The organism is Pararhizobium antarcticum (assembly GCF_001885585.1).
Classification (GTDB): Bacteria; Pseudomonadota; Alphaproteobacteria; order Rhizobiales; family Rhizobiaceae; genus Pararhizobium; species Pararhizobium antarcticum.
In genome coordinates this window covers 23,731-39,231 of record NZ_LSRP01000082.1, presented here as the reverse complement: position 1 = coordinate 39,231, position 15,501 = coordinate 23,731, and the positions used below count along the sequence as shown (strand labels likewise).

The following is a 15,501-nucleotide window of genomic DNA, read 5'->3' as shown; positions in this document are numbered from 1 at the left end:
TTTACATGCCTCCGATTTCTTTGGCTTCATCTATCGCCTTGTTTTCTTCCACGTCAGAAACGCCAAACCGAGGCTGATTTGTGCCCTGTTTGACAGAAATTGCCTCCGCAAAAAGAGATCGACCCTTTTCCTCAATCCACGCCGTTGCCGTATCGCCAGCGGACCGGATAGCGGCATTGCGGATCATCCAGAAACCGCAAACAGCTGTCAGCGCCAACACTATACCATGAGAAACCTCGCCGGGTGAGGGCGGGGTTTGCAATTGACTGCAATGGCCCGAGATTGGGAAAGCTTTAGGCCGAAGTATCGTATCGACCTTTTACAAAGGCGCCGACCACGCCTGCAACTCCAGCGCCGACCAACATACCCGCAAGCGTGTTGTTCCCATTCATGCCAGCATATGCGGCAAGGCAGATGACTAAGGTCAACGCGACCAGACCATATCTCATCCCTCGCTTCTGGTCTGAAATCTGAGCCGCAACTATCTTCTTTTCCATGTCGGTATTATGATTTTGCTGATTTTCGGCCATCGTCATTATGCGTTCGGCGGCTCCGGGCAGAATTTCTTCGTATGCCCGTAAATGCTTAGGATGAGCGATCGGCCCCGAGAACTGCTCGCTTTGCATAACCCCGACTATGCGGCTGACAATCTGCTCGCGCTGCTGCTGAGATACAAGGGGGCCGATTTGCCGTTCAATCTCGTCGGCAATATCAGCGTCTTTTTTCAGAGGCGCTGATTTAGGCTTAGGCGGCGATATTTGAACGCCGCTTTTTGTTTCGGGATGTTTTGCCAATGCTTTCCCCTTCTTTTCGGGTAGCATCCGACAACGCAACACCAACCTGCCGCCAGGCTCTCGCAACACTGCCATCGTACTGAGCAGGGCGCTGGATCTTGGGGCTTAAGAAGAGATTCCCGGGCGACAGGATACCGCCCAAGAAGCCCTTTCTAAAGGACTTGCTTAGTGACATGTTCATATCTTTCACCAGTTTCTTTTCCATGAGTTTTATGTTAGCGCGAGTTCGAATGCTTTCAATACAAAAATTGTGAACTTTAGTTAATAATTGAGCCATGTCCAGCTTGGCACCAGCTTCACGCCTAGAAATTAGGCAAACTATCCGGTCAATGTTGCAGTCCCTCCATTTTCACTCGGTTCCATTCCTCCGCCGACAGCGGCTCAAGCACTGCGTCCACCTCCGGCAAGAGGCTTTCCCACATCGGACGGCCTTCGAACGGCCACGCAAGCCTCACATCTCAAGGATTGATCGACGAACGCGGCCGATGATGATCGGGTCATTGTCCGGGAAAAGCGGTTCGTGCGCAGGGTTTGTCGATACCGGCTCGAAACGAACCGGCCCGGCGCGATATCGCTTATAGGTCGCGTTCCCGTCGTCATCCGCGATGACGTAGCAGGCGTTTGTCACCAGGCGCTTGTCCCGACGATCAACTATGATCGTGGATTCAGGCGGAGATATTCTGTCCATGGAGTCCCCGACGACCTGGAGCGCTATCCAGTCCCCGGTTGGCGGCAAAGAGGCGACACGAATTGCCCCTTTCGCCTCGTCGCTCAAATCATCGCGTAGCATCGCCCCGGCGCTGATCCAAGACAGTACCGGCACAACAGCCGTCGGCACACCTTCCAGGTCCGGGGTGAAATCCTCGTCGATCTCATGGGCGCTTGCGCCTAGGGCAGATGCAAGCGCCGGCAATTCGGTCGTCTTCTGGTTCTTGCCGTTTTCGAGTTGGGAGATGAGCTGTTGGCTCACGCCAGACTTCTCCGCAAGCGTGGCCTGAGAGAACCCGCGTAGCTTCCTGAGTCTTTTGAGGTTTTCAGCGATTGACGACATGAGTTGAATTTTACCAGTAAGCTAGTTTCGATGCACACAAGGAAACTAGTTGACAGGCTGCTGTGGTTTTACTAGTTTGCTTGTATGACACAGTTTCGCTTCCATATTGAACGGGCCATTGAGGTCCACGGATCGCAGGTAAAGTTGGCGCAGGCGGTCGGCTGCTCGCAGCAGTACATCTCGTGGCTTCTTTCCGATGCGAAGCAGATCAGCGTCGAAAAGGCGGTTGATTTTGAAAGGGCAACTGGCGGGAAGGTTTCCCGCCATGATCTTCGGCCAGACTTCTTTGGCTCTGCTCCGGCAGAGAGGGCATCCGCATGACCGAAGCCTTACCCGTTGCCCGCGACCAGCTCAAGGCGATTGTTCAGAGAGTGGAACGGCTCGAAGCCGAAATTGCTGACCTGAACGCCGACAAGTCCGAAATCTACAAAGAAGCGCGCGCCAACGGCTTCGACGTGAAGGCGATCAAGAAAGTCGTGCAGAAGCGCAAGCTGGACGATGCCGAGCGCGAAGAGCAGGACATCGTATTCGATACGTATTGGGATGCAATCCACGGCACAAATCTCGTGCATGCACCCGCACGAGAAATCATTGAAGAATTTGACCCAATCACGGGTGAGTTTGTTGACCGAGACGCCCGCCGCCGTGCCCGCTCGTCCGAAGCCATGGACGATACAAAGGCGCTGTCTGCCGAAGCTCTGGCTCTTGGCCTGATCTCCGAAGAAGGTCACGCTTCGACTGTGGCGATGGCCGACGCCGTTGCCCGCAAGTTCGGCAATGGCCCACTCGATACCCCATCCGACGCAACTCCTCCCGCGTCGGTGACTGCTGCAGTCGTCTCCTCCTCCCACGACGCAGCAACCGGGGAGGCTGAAGGTTATGCGTCCAGTCTCCCCGACAATCAGCCGGAAACGGCAGACGAGACGGTGGGCGGCTTTCCTGTTGCTGCAGCGCCGACCAATGCGGAGGAAACCGGCGACAACGTCCACGTAAAGGACGTGACGGGCGGCGAGAGTGCCGAAATGGACCGCTCCACGAAAAGCTCTTTTGCAGCGAGAAGTGGGGAAGCGGAAAAGGTGCGCGAGGCAATCCCGGCTAGATCGGAAGGCGCTCCCCTGACCCATGCTGAAGCCGGTGAAAGCCCGGCACCCATTCCCAAGCCATCCCCCGACGAAATGCGAATCACGAACGCCCTGGTTCTTCGCCCGAATTGCAAGCGGCCTGGTCAAGAGACGTGCGGCGGCGCGGGCCGTCAACATTGCCGCGATTGCGCAAGCGCACCGGCTGAACGCGAAAAGGAAGACGCCTGATGATTTCATCGTTCCAATTCACTCCGTCTGATCGCCGTCCCGTCGTCAAGGTCGACACGACGGAAATGGTCAAGGCTTTCGAAGCAAAGGGCGGATCTGTGCGCCGGTTCGAGCCGGGCGTCACCGCTCACTACGATCACATCAAGGGATATCTGCTGGACCACGGCTATGCCCTTTCGATCGTCCGCAACATGACCATCGTCAAGCGCGTTGGCGCGAAGGGTCGTGGCAAGGTCATGAATTGGGCCAAGGTCGTCGCGCTGGTTGATGAAATCAGGGCATCGGAAGGCAAGGAACCATTCAAGGCGAGGAAGGCCGCATGATCGACGAACGGGGATACGAGCGCCGCGCTGCAAGCGTCATGGACGCCGTTGCACAGATGGCCGTCGAGGGCGGAACGCATCAGCGTGCGGCGGTTCAGCGCCCCACCCTCGATCGACCTGCAAGCGAATGGGACAGCGCCACGAGGATAGCGGCCTCCCATGATCTCGCTCACATCTTCTCGAAGCCGGGAGGCTCCAATGTCTAATTTTTTCTGGCTCATGGCTGCCATTCCTTGCGCGGCGCTCATCGGATTGGCCGTCCATGGCTTCGTCCGGAGCTACTCCCTGCACAAGCAGAGAGAGCCGGTCATCGATTACGACGCCATGCAAATGGAATTGGACGAGGAATTCGCCCCGCTTCCCATTGAACAGGCATCGCGTCTGTCCGCTTAACGGTGGCGTCTGAAACTATCACGGCGGCAAGATCACCAATGCTTACGGGTTCCGCAGCGGCGAGCCTCGTGGACGACGGGAAAAGCTCTCGAAAGCCCGTCACGTCGTCCACCTCTTGAATGCCTTTGGTCATGCGTCTGCTCCTTCAACAAGAGCAATTTGAGCCAAAGGAGATGTCATGGGTGACAAAAGTTCTGTCAGGGAAATCAAAATGTCTGTTGCGTACGTCAGAGAGGCAAAAGGAATGGCTGAGTTTATGCTCAGGCTGGAATTTCGCGGCCCCGGAGACACGATTGAGGCCGCCGCATCCCGTGCTCAAAACAAGTATGGGACACCTGCTTCCGTGCTGCTGCGCATGCGCAATCGCGTCGTAAACGACATGCTGCTTTCCAATTTCATGGCGATTGCCACCGGGTACATCAAGGCAACTGAACGGGTGGAGAAGGCATACGCGCATGAGAAGTCTCTGGCGGTTAATCCGACGATCCTGCGGCTGGCTAATATTGTGGCTGGCGAGGAAAGCGAAACGTGAATGATGTCCTTCGGCGCTCCCCTCCTGGCGCCGAACTAGCCCGGCAATCCTCCCGCCGGGCCAACTACAGACCGCGAATGGTCTGGAATTTCTTTTCAGCAAGAGGCGAATGAGCATGGCGGCATATTACAACGAAATCGATCCGGCCGCAGCCCACATCCTCCGGGCAATGATCGACGCTGGCGTGATCGCGCCTGGCGATGTCGATGAACGATCAATCAAGGAAGTGAACCCGGATGACCTTATCGGCTACACGCAATGCCATTTCTTCGCAGGTGGCGGTCTCTGGTCCGTTGCAGCTCGACTTGCTGACTGGCCCGATGATGAGCCTCTCTGGACCGCGAGTTGCCCGTGTCAGCCGTTCAGCGCGGCGGGCACGCGAACGCGACGGGCAAGAGGTGGCAGCATGACCTTCGAAGAAGCATTAACCATCCACGGTCGCAACTCTCTCGCCATATCCGAGGCAATGGGAGTACCCGAAAGCACGGCCTACAATCTCATTGCCGCCATGACGAACAGCAGGGAGTGCGATTATCAGCGCCCGGCAGAGACTGAAGATAAGCGTCAACGGGATATCGAGTACCGGAAGAACTACAACCGGGTCAGCCGCGACCGGCTCCGCGTTATCAGGGAAGCATGCAGGATGGGCGCGTGATGACCGATCGCATGTCAGCCGAGCAATACCGTGCCGCATCTGATCCAAAGGCCAGAAAGAATAAGTTCAACGCCAAGCCAACGATAGTTGACGGTGAGCGCTTGGACAGCAAAGCCGAAGGCAGGCACTTTGCTTTTCTCAAGGCTCGCATGAAGCGCGGCGAAATCTATGCCCTGGCTCGCCAGCCTAAGTTCCCGCTGATCTCCGGCACAGAGTTTGTCGGATATTATACCGCGGATTTTGCTTACTGGGATGTAGCCGAAGACCGATTCCGCGTGATCGACGTCAAGGGCGTTGAGACGAGGGAATTTCGCAGAGCCGTGAAGATGGTCAAGGGTCTGTATCACATTGATATCGAGGTGATCCGATGAGTAACCGTGCGTGGATGCCACTCCACATCGCAGACTACCTCGCTGATACCGGACACCTGACGGCCACCGAGCACGGCGCCTACATGCTGCTGATCATGCACTATTGGCAGAACGGGCACCTCCCGGCGAATGAGAAGTTGATCGCCCGCGTGGCCCGCATGACGGCCGACCAGTGGGAGGAAAGCCGCGACGTGATCGCCATGCTGTTTGGCCCGGGCTGGACGCACAAGAGGATTGATGCCGAGCTTTCGAAGGCCGACGACATAATTGAGAAACGTCGCTCTGCTGCGGAAAGCAGGTATTCGAAGGGCAAAAGCAAGCATGATGCAAATGCACTGCATGTGCATAGCAAAAGCAGTGATACGGGCGTGCCACCTTCAACCGACAACATAGCTACTGCTTCTGACGAAGCAGCAGCATCCTGCGCGGGCCATGATCTCGACCCGGCTGCCATCGAAAGCAAGCTGAGGGATGCGGCTGGCGACAAGATGCAGCCGCATGGCGGTTTCGTCGTCGGCCCGGTGATGGAACTCATCCGGATCGGAGCCGATATCGACCTAGACGTCCTCCCGACCATTCGCGCCGTCGCGGCCCGGCTCAATCGCCCGGCCAGATCCTGGGAATACTTCGTCCCGGCCATTCAGGACGCGATGGACAAGCGCAAGGCCGCCGGCACTTGGGAACACCGCGCGCAGCCGCCGCCGGGTCCAGGCCAGAAGCCGAAAAGCGAGGCGATGCAGCGCCACGAGCGTATCCGCCAAAAAATCAAAAGCGAAATCTACGGTGATGAAAATGCAGACACTTCCGGACCGATCATCGACCTTCCAGAGCGAGATTACCGCCCTCACTGAACAGCTGTCACCGTCGGGCGCTGACGACGTGGCGAAGTGCATCAACGGTCTGCTCGATGCCGGTCTGATGATCCCGATAGCCGTGAGCGAAACGGACGCTATTGACCTGTACCGGGAAGCCCTGTCCGAAACCCCAATCGAAGGTCTTCGGAAGATGTTCTTCAAGATGAAGCGCGGAGGCTATTCGAAGCACCTGGCGTTCTTGCCGAACCCCTCGGAGATGGCGGCAATTGCTAATTCCGAGGCGCAATCCCTTCGTGAAGACCGGGGGCGCATCTCCGAGCGGGCAAGGATGGTTCGCGAAAATGCCCAGATGAAGACCATGGCAGGGAGGCACGCTCCGCTGAAAGATATCGTGACCAGCGCAACGATCAGGGCAGACGAGCTATCGCGCGTCGGCTGGTATTTCGTCGAAAAATGCCCGTCTCAGGAAAGCTGGGTCAACCGTGCGAAAAAGGGTCTGCCGACCGGTTCGGTTTTCCTTTGGGCGATCGGTGAAATATGGGCGCCGCCATCCAGACCCGCGCTGCAAGAGCCGGAAATTCCAAACGAGGGATTCGAAACGGCGGATCAAGAGCATGCAGCTTGAACCCCACGACAATCGCCATCTTGGAATCGCTTCCGACACACAGGCACAGCTCGACGCGCTGCGGAAGTCTCCCGAGCCATTCGTCTCGAAAATCGCAAAGTCACGCATCGCGAAAGGTCGATAGCCATGAACGCTCACAATCCCGAACTCATCCGCCAGCACCAGGCGCACATAGCCAGACAGGCCCGCTTCAATAAGCCCCCTGCGGTCCGAAAGCCGATAGCCGAGGATCGGAAGGTCGATGTCCGTCACATGCTTCCACAGGTTCCAGCGTGGAAGCAAAAAGACATTCGCTTCGACGCACATTGTGTGACGTGGAAATATGACCGGGCGATGTTTGAGTCCCCATCTGGGCATATCAAGCGCCGCAGTGATGGCTTCGGAATCCCGTATTCGATGATGGTTGGTGAGACGAGGATGGTGGAAATAGTCATCCGCCGTCATCTTTTGGTATGGGAACTGAAGCGCATGTTCGGAATGTCGTTTCCTTCGATCGGTCGGCTTTTCGGCGGCAGGGACCATACGACGGCTTTCCATTCCTATCGCAAGATCGACGCGATGACGGATGCTGAACGCGCGGCAATCGACACGCCGGTTTCGCCAAAAGGGATCAGGCCCAGATAGTCGATCAAGTGACCAAAACGGCAAACTGAGCGCGGCGGCAGCTCATCAACAAGCGAGGACAGGAACATGGCAGCATCAACACATGAAGAATGGAAGCAGATGGCCTGGTATGCGGTCCAGACCGTGCCAGGCGCTCAAAAACCTCGCCGGGAATATCGCGTTGAGCGCACGGGCACAGATGAACGCCCATCACGCGGAAAGGGCTATCGCATCGTCCCAAACCTCAACCATAACGTCTCGGCGATCGAAAAAGCGCTGACCGATAACGGCTTCTATTGCTACATGCCCGCAGAGAAGCGTCTGATCCGCGACCGCAAGCATACTGACCTGTGGAAGGTTCGCCGGTTCGCGCTGATGGTCGGATATGTCTTTGTCCGCGACCCGCACAATTGGGACTTGCTCAAGGCCACCAATGGCGTTGCCGGCATCGTCAAGGATCAGCATGGTCGGCCAATGGCAATCGACATCCTCGACGTCATGAAGGTTCGCTCTGCCGAGGCCGACGCCGACGTCGAATTTGACCGTCGGTCGCGGCTTGCTCGTCAGGTGCTGCGAAAGTCAGCGAAGACCGATCCCCGCCTTCAGATGCTCATCAAAAAGTTCGACATCGCGGGCACTATTTCAGTTCCACTGGATATCGCGACAATCGCCGCGTAATCCACTTGCTGTTTCTGGTATGTTCAGCTAAATTCGCGACATTGATTTGGCGCGGCGGGGATACGTCCCGGTGCCACACTGCGGGACAGCAGCATCCCGCGCCCAATGGGAAAATGCACCCAAAATTTCAGTTTGTCGTGGTGGAGCAGCCCGGTAGCTCGCATGGCTCATAACCATGAGGCCGGTGGTTCGAATCCACCCTCCGCAACCAGACCATCCTCCCATGCCTCATTCTGTATTCTCTAAACGAGGGTAGAGATTGAGGCATCCCACAGGTTGAAATCCGATCAGCTAAATAGGATTAAGTGGCCGATATTCGGGCTTTTTACCAATCGGAGATTGAAAAATGGCCGAAATGACCATGGAAATTCCGAGAGTTACGCTTGCCATCAAGGTCAGGGTGCCGCGTGGCTATAAACTCCGGATGGCTTTGATGTTCGCCTGCTTCCGCATGGCAGAGATCGTTGCCCCGCACAACGTGCTTGTCGAGATCGATTGCCAGCGGAAAGCTAAATGCCAGTCCTGAGAAACGCCCGGCACGAGAAGTTTGCACAGTTGCTCGCACAAGGCAAAACCGCCGATGATGCTTATGCGCAGGCAGGATTTAAAGCAAACAGGGGAAACGCTACCACTTTAAAGCGGAAACAAAACATTCAAGATCGCGTATCGCATCTTTTGGAATGGGAGCTAACGTTAGAGCGCAAAGCCACCGAAAAGGCCATCGATAAGCTCGCCATCACGAAAGAGCGCGTCCTGGCAGAACTTGCCAAGATCGGGTTCGCCGACATCCGCAAGGCTATCAAGTGGCAGGGCACGTTGGTGACTGAGGAAGACAACCCCGACGGTGGCGACACTCTGGTCATCAAGAACGTTGTCACCAACAACGTCACGCTGATTTCCTCCGACGAGATCGACGACGACACGGCCGGCGCCATAGCCGAGATCAGCCAGAACGCAACCGGTGGCATCAAGATCAAGCTTCATGACAAGAAGGGCGCGCTGGTCGACATCGGCAAGCACCTGGGCATGTTCGTCGAGCGGCACGAACACAGCGGGCCAGGCGGCGCACCGATCCAGACAGAGACGAGGACATGGCGAGAGGTGCTGCGGCAAGAGACCAAGGACTGAGAACCGGCGTCTCGCTCACCAACCCGGCACTATTCGAGTTTTGGGAACAAGCATTTCTAGGCGAGTTCGACATCGCCGTCCTGCATGGTGGCCGGTCTAGCTCGAAGACACGAGACACCGCTTGCCAGTTGGTCCGCCTTGTCGATCATGCCGGCGTCAAGATGCGGGTATTGTGCATCCGCCGCTTTCAGAACCGCATTCAGGAATCGGTCTACACCGAACTGAAATGGGCCATCAACCATCTCGGCCTGGCCGGCGCCTACGACGTCCAGAAGACCATGATCATCCACCGGGCGACCGGGTCGGAGTTCATATTCTATGGCATCGAGCGGAACCTTGAAGACATCAAGGGCACTTCCGATATCGACATCCTCTGGGTGGAAGAGGCGGAAAAGCTCACCGAAGAGCAATGGCTGGTTATAGCACCGACGATCCGCAAAGAGGATAGCCTGGCTATCCTGCTGTTCAACCCGAAACTCGTCACCGACTATGTTTGGCGCAACTTCGTCGTCAACGTGCCATCACACTGCGTCGTCAGGCGCATCAACTATACGGAAAACCCGTTCCTATCGCAGAAGGCGTTGCGTGACATCGCTCAGATGATGGAACGCGATCCGGAGATGTTTGAACACATCTACGGCGGCGTGCCTCTCGGAGACAGCGAGCTTTCCATCTTCAAGCGCCGCTGGCTTGACGCCTGCGTTGACGCCCACAAGACGCTCAAGATCGCACTGACGGGCCGCAACGTCATCGGGTTCGACCCGGCAGACGACGGCGAAGACAAATGCGCCACGGCCGAGAAGATCGAAGGCGTCTTCACTGACGCCGAAGACTGGGCGTCCGGCAAGGATGAGCTTGTCCAGAACGCCAAGCGGGTTTGGGCGAAGGCAAAGAACATCGGCGCCCTGGTATCCTATGACACGATCGGTGTTGGGGCGTTCGTCGGTGGCTACATTGATGAGCAGAACGATGTGAATACCTCAAAGGTCAAGCACTACGCTTTCCATGCGGGCGGCGCGGTGATGGACGCTGACAAGCCGAGCGACCCGTTCAACAAGAACAGCCCACTGAACAAAGACGAGTATTTGAACCTCAAGGCGCAGTCCTGGGCCAACACTGCGCGCCGGGCGATGCTCACATTCAGTGCTGTTACGCGCGGGCAGCCGATCAGGCCGGAGGACGTTTTGTCGTTCTCGTCGGCGATCGGCAAGGAGAAGCTCGACGCGCTCTTCACAGAGCTTTGTGTCCCGTGGTGGGTCGAGACTGAAGGCAAGAAGCGGGTCGTGCCGAAAGTGAAGCTCAAAAAGGACTTGGGCGTCAAGTCTCATAACCTGGCTGACGCGGTGATCGCGGCGGATAATGTGCATATCACCGGCTCGACATTCACGCTGGAAAACCTGAGATGACCGCGATGATCAATGACAGCCTTGTGAGTCTCGTTTCCCGCCTAGGGACAGGCAGGGATAAAGCATCGACGGTCTTCTACAGCAACCCGGTTATGACAGACGAACAGGCTCTCGCGGCCTATCGTGGATCATGGCTGCCGCGCAAGATCGTTGACATCCCGGCGCTGGACAGTTGCCGCAAGTGGCGCGACTGGCAGGCGAAGAACGCAGAGATCGAGCTGATCGAGGCGGAAGAGAACCGGCTGAACGTCAAGGGCAAGATACTGGAAGCTCTGACCAAGGCTCGGTTGTTCGGTGGAGCAGCCATTTTCATCGGCACAGGCGATGCAAACCCGGAACTGCCGCTTAATCCGGATCGTGTGGGCAAGACGGGGCTCAAGTATCTGACTGTCCTTTCCCGCCGCGATATGACCGCCGGCCCGATCGAACAGGACGTAACCAACGAGTACCACGGCAAGCCATCGTACTACGAGGTGACTGGCTCCAGCAGCATGCAGATGGTGCGAATCCATCCGTCTCGGCTGGTGGTCTTCGTCGGCGCTCGCCAGCCCGATAGCTTGATGATGATGGGAGCACTGGAAGGCTGGGGCGATAGCGTTCTGACCGCCACGCTCGACGCCATCAAGAATGCCGACAGCACAGCTGGCAACATCGCGTCGCTCGTGTTCGAAGCGAAGATCGATATCATTCGCATCCCTGATTTTATGAAGCAGATTAGCAGCCCCACATATCGTGCGGATATCATCGAACGCTACACTCTCGCCAATATGTCGAAGGGCATCAACGGCACTCTGCTTCTCGACAAGGAAGAGGAATACGAGACCAAGAGTGCATCGCTCGCTGGCCTGACGGACATCCTCATGGCTTTCATGCAGATCGTGTCGGGTGCGGCCGATATCCCGGTCACGCGCCTTCTGGGCCAGTCGCCGGCCGGTATGAATTCGACAGGAGAGTCAGACCTCGCAAATTATCACGACCGCATCCAGTCCATCCAGCAGCTCGAAATGACGCCTGCGATGCACAAGATGGATGAGTGCTTGCTGAGGTCAGCCCTCGGCACGCGCCCGGCGGAGGTGCATTTCACTTGGGCCCCTCTGAAACAGATGAGCGAGAAGGAACGGGCCGACATCTTCAAGCTCACGGCCGATGCAGCGCGCCAACTGGTCGGGTCGGGAACCGGGCAGGAGATCATTGCTCGCGATGCCGTATCTCGCGCGCTGGTCAATCGCCTCGTTGAGGATGGTGTTCTGCCGGGCCTTGAGGACGCGGTTGATGAGTTCGGCGAGATCGGCGAGCAAGAGCCATCAGAGGCAGAGATGGCAGCCGCAGCGGCGACACAGATTGCGAAACAGCCTGTTGTGCCACCATTGAAGCAGGCTGCGAACGACGCCGCGCCCCGCACGCTCTATGTGCGCCGGGATGTGCTGAACGCTGCAGATATCATCGCATGGGCAAAGGGGCAGGGGTTCGCCACCACGCTTCCGGCTGACGACATGCACGTCACCATCACCTTCTCCCGCGCGCCGGTGGATTGGATGGAGATGGGTTCGACCTGGGATGACGAGGTCAAGGTTCCACGCGGTGGCGCCCGGCTGATGGAGAAGTTCGGCGAGGCCCGCGTGCTGCTGTTCAATTCGAACATGCTGCGCTGGCGTCATGATGAGATGGTCGACAAGGGCGCGACCTGGGACCATGAGGAATATACCCCTCACATCACGATTTCATATGACCCGGATGCCCCTGACCTTGATGGCGTATCGCCATATCAAGGTGAGATCGTGTTGGGTCCAGAACGTTTCGAAGAGATCGACGCCGACTGGCGAGCTGGTATCAGCGAGGAATGATCATGAACTTCACTGACGCTGTAACGGTGTCTGGCACTCGCCGGACCGCCGATGGCTACCTCGTTGCCGAAGCCAAGGCCGTCCGCACAGGCGTCCAGCTTTATTCCGGCAAGGAAGTCGGACGCGAGGATTTGTCCGTTGTCCGCGTCTACCGCGGCGCCGATCAGGTCTTCGCACAGGACAGCCTGCAGAGCTTCACGCATGCGCCGGTGACGAACGATCACCCGGCTGAATCCGTCACTGCCGAAAACTGGAAAGCCCTTGCTGTTGGCGAGGTCAGCACGGCTGCCAAGCGCGATGGCGATTGGGTCATGCTCCCGCTGATCCTGAAGGATGCCAAGGCCATCCAGAGCGTCGAGAGCGGCAAGCGCGAACTGTCGGCCGGCTATGTCTGCGAACTGGACTGGACTGCCGGCGTGACAGCCGATGGGCAGGCCTTCGATGCCCAGCAGAAGAACATCAAGATCAACCACCTGGCGCTCGTCGATCGAGCACGGGCTGGTTCACAAGCTCGCATCGGTGACGGTGCGGGAAGTTGGGGGGTTTCCCCCGTCACCAATGATCACAAGCCCGAAAAGGAAAAGATCATGACCCTGAAGACGGTAACTGTCGATGGAATCCCGGTTGAAGTAACCGATCAGGGTGCCATCGTCATCACCACGCTGCAGACCCGGCTCGCCGATGCAGTCGCAAAGCTCACCGCCACCGAGACGGCTCACCAGACGGCTATTGCCGCCAAGGACGCCGAACTAGCCAAGAAGGACGCCGAACTGGACGCCACCAAGTCCAAGGTTCTGTCCGATGCCGATCTCGACAAGAAGGTGCAGGCTCGCGCCGACCTGATCGCGGTCGCCAAGACCATCGCCAAAGACGTGAAGACCGAGGGTCTGACGGATGCCGGCATTCGCAAAGCTGTGGTCATCGCCAAGATCGGTGACGCGGCCGTCGCTGGCAAGGCAGACGCCTATATCGATGTCCGCTTTGACCTGTTGGTCGATGACGCTGCCAAGGGCGCACCCGATCCGTTCGCCGCTCTCGTCAAGGACGGCATCAAGCCGACCAATGATGCAAGCACATCCGACGCCGCACACAAGGCCATGACCGACCATATGACGTCGGCCTGGCAGACGAAAGGAGCCGCATAATGCCGACGATCCAGAGCACTTACGCTGCCACTCACGCCCGCTGGGTTGAGGGCATGGTTCTCAACATGGAGCCGAATGTCATCGTCACCCGCGTTGCGGAAGACGTAGAGGGCATCGGCTTCGGCAAGGTCGGCGTGCAGGGCACCGCTGACAACCAGGTCGTGGATTCTGAAGCCACGGTCAAATTCACCGGCATCGCCGTGCTCGACACGACGCAGCCGACCGGCAAGTACGAGCAGTATTCGAACGTCGCCCTGATGAAGAAGGGCGTCATCGTTGTCACTGCATCGGTCGCGGTCGCCGTTGGTGACCTCGTCTACTACGTGCCGGCCACCGGCGTTCTCACGAACGTCTCGACCAGCAACACCCTCATCGCAGGCGCTCAGTGGGATACCAGCACATCTGCTGCCGGTCTCGCTGCGCTGCGCCTCGGCTAACAGGAGCGATCATCATGAACGCAATCAACATGCAGGACGCTCAGCAGGTCGCGATGAGTTTCCTTATCCGTCAGGCCTCGCTCATCGAGCCCACGGTCTATGCGATCCGGTATCAGGATATTCAGTATCAGTCCCTGATCCCTGTCGATACTTCGGCGCCGGAGTGGATTCAGTCCGTCACCTACTTCTCCATGGACGGCGTCGGCCAGGCGCAGTGGTTCAACGGCAACGCGCAGGATGTGCCGAAGGTCGAACTGACCCGCGAGAAGTTCGAAACCGGCGTCAGCATGGCTGCGATCGGCTACGGGTATAATCTTGAGGAATTGGGCACTGCCCAGCTGCTCGGCATGAACCTGACTGCCGACAAGGCATCCATGGCCCGTCGTGTTGCGGAAGAGAAGATCGACGCTGTTGCCTTCGCCGGCGATACCGCCAAGGGCTTCACCGGACTGGTCAACTCGTCCACCCCGACTGCAACCACCGCTCCGGCAGACGGCACGGGCTCGGCAACGACCTTTGCCAGCAAGACACCCGATCAGGTGCTTCGCGATATCAACGGCCAGCTGACCGGAATCTTCACCGGAACGTTCGGCGCTGAAATCGCGGATACGCTGCTGCTTCCATATTCGGTACTGCTGGATCTCTCCACGCGCCGGATCGATGCTGTCAATCAGACAACCATTCTCGAATGGATCGAACGGAACAACATCTACACCCGCACGACCGGCGGCGCACTGACGATCCGAGGCATATTCGGCTATCTCGACACGGCGGGCGCGTCCAGCAGCAAGCGCATGGTTGCCTATCGCCGTTCGCCGGAAGTGCTGAAGATGCACATCCCAATGCCCTTCCGGTTCATGCCTGCTTGGCAGACCGGCCCGATGCGCTTCGATGTCCCCGGCATCTTCCGTATCGGCGGCGTCGATATCCGCCGTCCGAAGGCCGTTCGCTACTTGGATGGGATTTAAACCATGAAGATTACCAACACCCAGAAAGGACCGCGCGGCGTGAATACCGTTTCCGGTCCGGTGCTGATCGAGCCTGGTCAGACAGTAGAGGTCGATGTGCTGTTGCGCGAAAAACCGCATATTGAGGCGACCGGATGGTTTTCCATCGGAGGCGACTATGTGACCGACGCAGCTTCTGCTGCGCCGACGCTGCAGAACGCGGCAACTGATGCAACCGCTGAGATCGAAGACCTCAAGAAGCAGATCGCCGAACGCGATGCAGAACTGGCAAAGCTGAAGGGCGATGGCCTCGACCGTGACGACCTCAAGAAGCAGGCGAAGGAACTCGGCATCGATCACGCCGGAAATATTCCGAACCTGAAGCTCAAGGAACTGATCGACGCCAAGCTGGCGTGATCGATAAAGCCCGGCGGGAAGCTGCCG

At 57.8% G+C, this 15,501-nt stretch carries 24 protein-coding genes and 1 tRNA gene; 21 read left to right on the top strand and 4 right to left on the bottom strand.

The genetic code is table 11. The annotated features are described in order from the left end of the window. Position 1 precedes the first annotated feature (1 nt). The 4 genes from AX760_RS11270 to AX760_RS11255 form a co-directional block, all read right to left on the bottom strand. On the bottom strand, positions 2-217 hold the full coding sequence (locus AX760_RS11270) for a hypothetical protein (protein ID WP_139276484.1): 216 nt from the start codon (positions 215-217) through the stop codon (positions 2-4). A gap of 76 nt (positions 218-293) precedes the next feature. Next, positions 294-794 carry a DUF2335 domain-containing protein gene (locus tag AX760_RS26275; RefSeq protein WP_175552048.1) on the bottom strand — a complete coding sequence of 167 codons (501 nt, stop codon included), beginning with the start codon at positions 792-794 and terminating at the stop codon, positions 294-296. After that, positions 745-999, bottom strand: a complete 255-nt coding sequence (locus AX760_RS27180; protein WP_071832976.1) for a hypothetical protein — start codon at positions 997-999, stop codon at positions 745-747. Before AX760_RS27180 ends, AX760_RS26275 begins: the two co-directional genes overlap by 50 nt. 246 nt (positions 1,000-1,245) lie before the next feature. Continuing rightward, the gene (locus AX760_RS11255; RefSeq protein ID WP_071832975.1) at positions 1,246-1,845 is read right to left on the bottom strand and encodes an XRE family transcriptional regulator; all 600 of its coding nucleotides are present in this window, start codon (positions 1,843-1,845) and stop codon (positions 1,246-1,248) included. An 84-nt stretch (positions 1,846-1,929) separates the two neighbouring features. Here AX760_RS11255 and AX760_RS11250 point away from each other — a divergent pair, with 84 nt between their 5' ends. The 21 genes from AX760_RS11250 (at position 1,930) to AX760_RS11150 (ending at position 15,474) form a co-directional block, all read left to right on the top strand. After that, positions 1,930-2,166 (top strand): transcriptional regulator, encoded by a 237-nt coding sequence (locus tag AX760_RS11250; protein ID WP_071832974.1) that lies wholly within the window; start codon positions 1,930-1,932, stop codon positions 2,164-2,166. Further along, complete coding sequence (locus AX760_RS11245) at positions 2,163-3,155, top strand: DUF2312 domain-containing protein (RefSeq protein WP_071832973.1); 993 nt, start codon at positions 2,163-2,165, stop codon at positions 3,153-3,155. Before AX760_RS11250 ends, AX760_RS11245 begins: the two co-directional genes overlap by 4 nt. Next, positions 3,155-3,478 (top strand): hypothetical protein, encoded by a 324-nt coding sequence (locus AX760_RS11240; RefSeq protein ID WP_071832972.1) that lies wholly within the window; start codon positions 3,155-3,157, stop codon positions 3,476-3,478. Before AX760_RS11245 ends, AX760_RS11240 begins: the two co-directional genes overlap by 1 nt. Further along, a complete protein-coding gene (locus AX760_RS11235; RefSeq protein WP_071832971.1) occupies positions 3,475-3,684 on the top strand; it encodes a hypothetical protein in 210 nt (69 codons plus the stop codon). Before AX760_RS11240 ends, AX760_RS11235 begins: the two co-directional genes overlap by 4 nt. Then, a complete protein-coding gene (locus AX760_RS11230; protein ID WP_071832970.1) occupies positions 3,677-3,871 on the top strand; it encodes a hypothetical protein in 195 nt (64 codons plus the stop codon). The genes AX760_RS11235 and AX760_RS11230 overlap by 8 nt, the downstream gene beginning before the upstream one ends. Before the next feature lie 178 nt (positions 3,872-4,049). After that, positions 4,050-4,403: a hypothetical protein gene (locus AX760_RS11225; RefSeq protein ID WP_071832969.1), complete on the top strand. Its 354-nt coding sequence runs from the start codon at positions 4,050-4,052 to the stop codon at positions 4,401-4,403. A gap of 115 nt (positions 4,404-4,518) precedes the next feature. Further along, positions 4,519-5,058, top strand: a complete 540-nt coding sequence (locus AX760_RS27445; RefSeq protein WP_210187376.1) for a DNA cytosine methyltransferase — start codon at positions 4,519-4,521, stop codon at positions 5,056-5,058. Next, positions 5,058-5,429 carry a DUF1064 domain-containing protein gene (locus tag AX760_RS11215; protein WP_071833000.1) on the top strand — a complete coding sequence of 124 codons (372 nt, stop codon included), beginning with the start codon at positions 5,058-5,060 and terminating at the stop codon, positions 5,427-5,429. The genes AX760_RS27445 and AX760_RS11215 overlap by 1 nt, the downstream gene beginning before the upstream one ends. Then, positions 5,426-6,280 carry a YdaU family protein gene (locus AX760_RS27675; RefSeq protein ID WP_245294991.1) on the top strand — a complete coding sequence of 285 codons (855 nt, stop codon included), beginning with the start codon at positions 5,426-5,428 and terminating at the stop codon, positions 6,278-6,280. Before AX760_RS11215 ends, AX760_RS27675 begins: the two co-directional genes overlap by 4 nt. Next, the gene (locus AX760_RS11205; protein ID WP_139276482.1) at positions 6,213-6,869 is read left to right on the top strand and encodes a hypothetical protein; all 657 of its coding nucleotides are present in this window, start codon (positions 6,213-6,215) and stop codon (positions 6,867-6,869) included. Before AX760_RS27675 ends, AX760_RS11205 begins: the two co-directional genes overlap by 68 nt. A 126-nt stretch (positions 6,870-6,995) precedes the next feature. Next, on the top strand, positions 6,996-7,493 hold the full coding sequence (locus tag AX760_RS11200) for a helix-turn-helix domain-containing protein (protein WP_071832967.1): 498 nt from the start codon (positions 6,996-6,998) through the stop codon (positions 7,491-7,493). A 66-nt stretch (positions 7,494-7,559) separates the two neighbouring features. Continuing rightward, the gene (nusG, locus tag AX760_RS11195) at positions 7,560-8,150 is read left to right on the top strand and encodes a transcription termination/antitermination protein NusG (RefSeq protein ID WP_071832966.1); all 591 of its coding nucleotides are present in this window, start codon (positions 7,560-7,562) and stop codon (positions 8,148-8,150) included. A 133-nt stretch (positions 8,151-8,283) separates the two neighbouring features. Continuing rightward, a tRNA-Met gene (locus AX760_RS11190) sits at positions 8,284-8,361 on the top strand. Positions 8,362-8,496: 135 nt separating this feature from the next. After that, a complete protein-coding gene (locus AX760_RS11185) occupies positions 8,497-8,676 on the top strand; it encodes a hypothetical protein (RefSeq protein WP_071832965.1) in 180 nt (59 codons plus the stop codon). Beyond that, positions 8,664-9,278, top strand: coding sequence for a terminase small subunit (locus tag AX760_RS11180; RefSeq protein ID WP_071832964.1), 615 nt, complete (start codon positions 8,664-8,666; stop codon positions 9,276-9,278). Before AX760_RS11185 ends, AX760_RS11180 begins: the two co-directional genes overlap by 13 nt. Continuing rightward, complete coding sequence (locus AX760_RS11175; RefSeq protein ID WP_083531155.1) at positions 9,242-10,684, top strand: PBSX family phage terminase large subunit; 1,443 nt, start codon at positions 9,242-9,244, stop codon at positions 10,682-10,684. Before AX760_RS11180 ends, AX760_RS11175 begins: the two co-directional genes overlap by 37 nt. Continuing rightward, complete coding sequence (locus tag AX760_RS11170; RefSeq protein WP_071832963.1) at positions 10,681-12,528, top strand: anti-CBASS protein Acb1 family protein; 1,848 nt, start codon at positions 10,681-10,683, stop codon at positions 12,526-12,528. The genes AX760_RS11175 and AX760_RS11170 overlap by 4 nt, the downstream gene beginning before the upstream one ends. Before the next feature lie 2 nt (positions 12,529-12,530). Then, positions 12,531-13,673: a DUF2213 domain-containing protein gene (locus AX760_RS11165; protein ID WP_071832962.1), complete on the top strand. Its 1,143-nt coding sequence runs from the start codon at positions 12,531-12,533 to the stop codon at positions 13,671-13,673. Continuing rightward, on the top strand, positions 13,673-14,110 hold the full coding sequence (locus AX760_RS11160) for a structural cement protein Gp24 (protein WP_071832961.1): 438 nt from the start codon (positions 13,673-13,675) through the stop codon (positions 14,108-14,110). The genes AX760_RS11165 and AX760_RS11160 overlap by 1 nt, the downstream gene beginning before the upstream one ends. 14 nt (positions 14,111-14,124) lie before the next feature. Continuing rightward, positions 14,125-15,078 carry a DUF2184 domain-containing protein gene (locus tag AX760_RS11155; protein WP_071832960.1) on the top strand — a complete coding sequence of 318 codons (954 nt, stop codon included), beginning with the start codon at positions 14,125-14,127 and terminating at the stop codon, positions 15,076-15,078. A gap of 3 nt (positions 15,079-15,081) precedes the next feature. Then, positions 15,082-15,474, top strand: a complete 393-nt coding sequence (locus AX760_RS11150) for a DUF1090 domain-containing protein (RefSeq protein ID WP_071832959.1) — start codon at positions 15,082-15,084, stop codon at positions 15,472-15,474. Positions 15,475-15,501: the final 27 nt, after the last annotated feature.

Coding starts and splice junctions, on each gene's coding strand:
- AX760_RS27180 (WP_071832976.1), bottom strand. CDS start 999: ATGGAAAAGAAACTGGTGAAAGATATGAACATGTCACTAAGCAAGTCC.
- AX760_RS11255 (WP_071832975.1), bottom strand. CDS start 1,845: ATGTCGTCAATCGCTGAAAACCTCAAAAGACTCAGGAAGCTACGCGGG.
- AX760_RS11250 (WP_071832974.1), top strand. CDS start 1,930: ATGACACAGTTTCGCTTCCATATTGAACGGGCCATTGAGGTCCACGGA.
- AX760_RS11245 (WP_071832973.1), top strand. CDS start 2,163: ATGACCGAAGCCTTACCCGTTGCCCGCGACCAGCTCAAGGCGATTGTT.
- AX760_RS11240 (WP_071832972.1), top strand. CDS start 3,155: ATGATTTCATCGTTCCAATTCACTCCGTCTGATCGCCGTCCCGTCGTC.
- AX760_RS11235 (WP_071832971.1), top strand. CDS start 3,475: ATGATCGACGAACGGGGATACGAGCGCCGCGCTGCAAGCGTCATGGAC.
- AX760_RS11230 (WP_071832970.1), top strand. CDS start 3,677: ATGTCTAATTTTTTCTGGCTCATGGCTGCCATTCCTTGCGCGGCGCTC.
- AX760_RS11225 (WP_071832969.1), top strand. CDS start 4,050: ATGGGTGACAAAAGTTCTGTCAGGGAAATCAAAATGTCTGTTGCGTAC.
- AX760_RS27445 (WP_210187376.1), top strand. CDS start 4,519: ATGGCGGCATATTACAACGAAATCGATCCGGCCGCAGCCCACATCCTC.
- AX760_RS11215 (WP_071833000.1), top strand. CDS start 5,058: ATGACCGATCGCATGTCAGCCGAGCAATACCGTGCCGCATCTGATCCA.
- AX760_RS27675 (WP_245294991.1), top strand. CDS start 5,426: ATGAGTAACCGTGCGTGGATGCCACTCCACATCGCAGACTACCTCGCT.
- AX760_RS11200 (WP_071832967.1), top strand. CDS start 6,996: ATGAACGCTCACAATCCCGAACTCATCCGCCAGCACCAGGCGCACATA.
- nusG (WP_071832966.1), top strand. CDS start 7,560: ATGGCAGCATCAACACATGAAGAATGGAAGCAGATGGCCTGGTATGCG.
- AX760_RS11185 (WP_071832965.1), top strand. CDS start 8,497: ATGGCCGAAATGACCATGGAAATTCCGAGAGTTACGCTTGCCATCAAG.
- AX760_RS11180 (WP_071832964.1), top strand. CDS start 8,664: ATGCCAGTCCTGAGAAACGCCCGGCACGAGAAGTTTGCACAGTTGCTC.
- AX760_RS11175 (WP_083531155.1), top strand. CDS start 9,242: ATGGCGAGAGGTGCTGCGGCAAGAGACCAAGGACTGAGAACCGGCGTC.
- AX760_RS11170 (WP_071832963.1), top strand. CDS start 10,681: ATGACCGCGATGATCAATGACAGCCTTGTGAGTCTCGTTTCCCGCCTA.
- AX760_RS11165 (WP_071832962.1), top strand. CDS start 12,531: ATGAACTTCACTGACGCTGTAACGGTGTCTGGCACTCGCCGGACCGCC.
- AX760_RS11160 (WP_071832961.1), top strand. CDS start 13,673: ATGCCGACGATCCAGAGCACTTACGCTGCCACTCACGCCCGCTGGGTT.
- AX760_RS11155 (WP_071832960.1), top strand. CDS start 14,125: ATGAACGCAATCAACATGCAGGACGCTCAGCAGGTCGCGATGAGTTTC.
- AX760_RS11150 (WP_071832959.1), top strand. CDS start 15,082: ATGAAGATTACCAACACCCAGAAAGGACCGCGCGGCGTGAATACCGTT.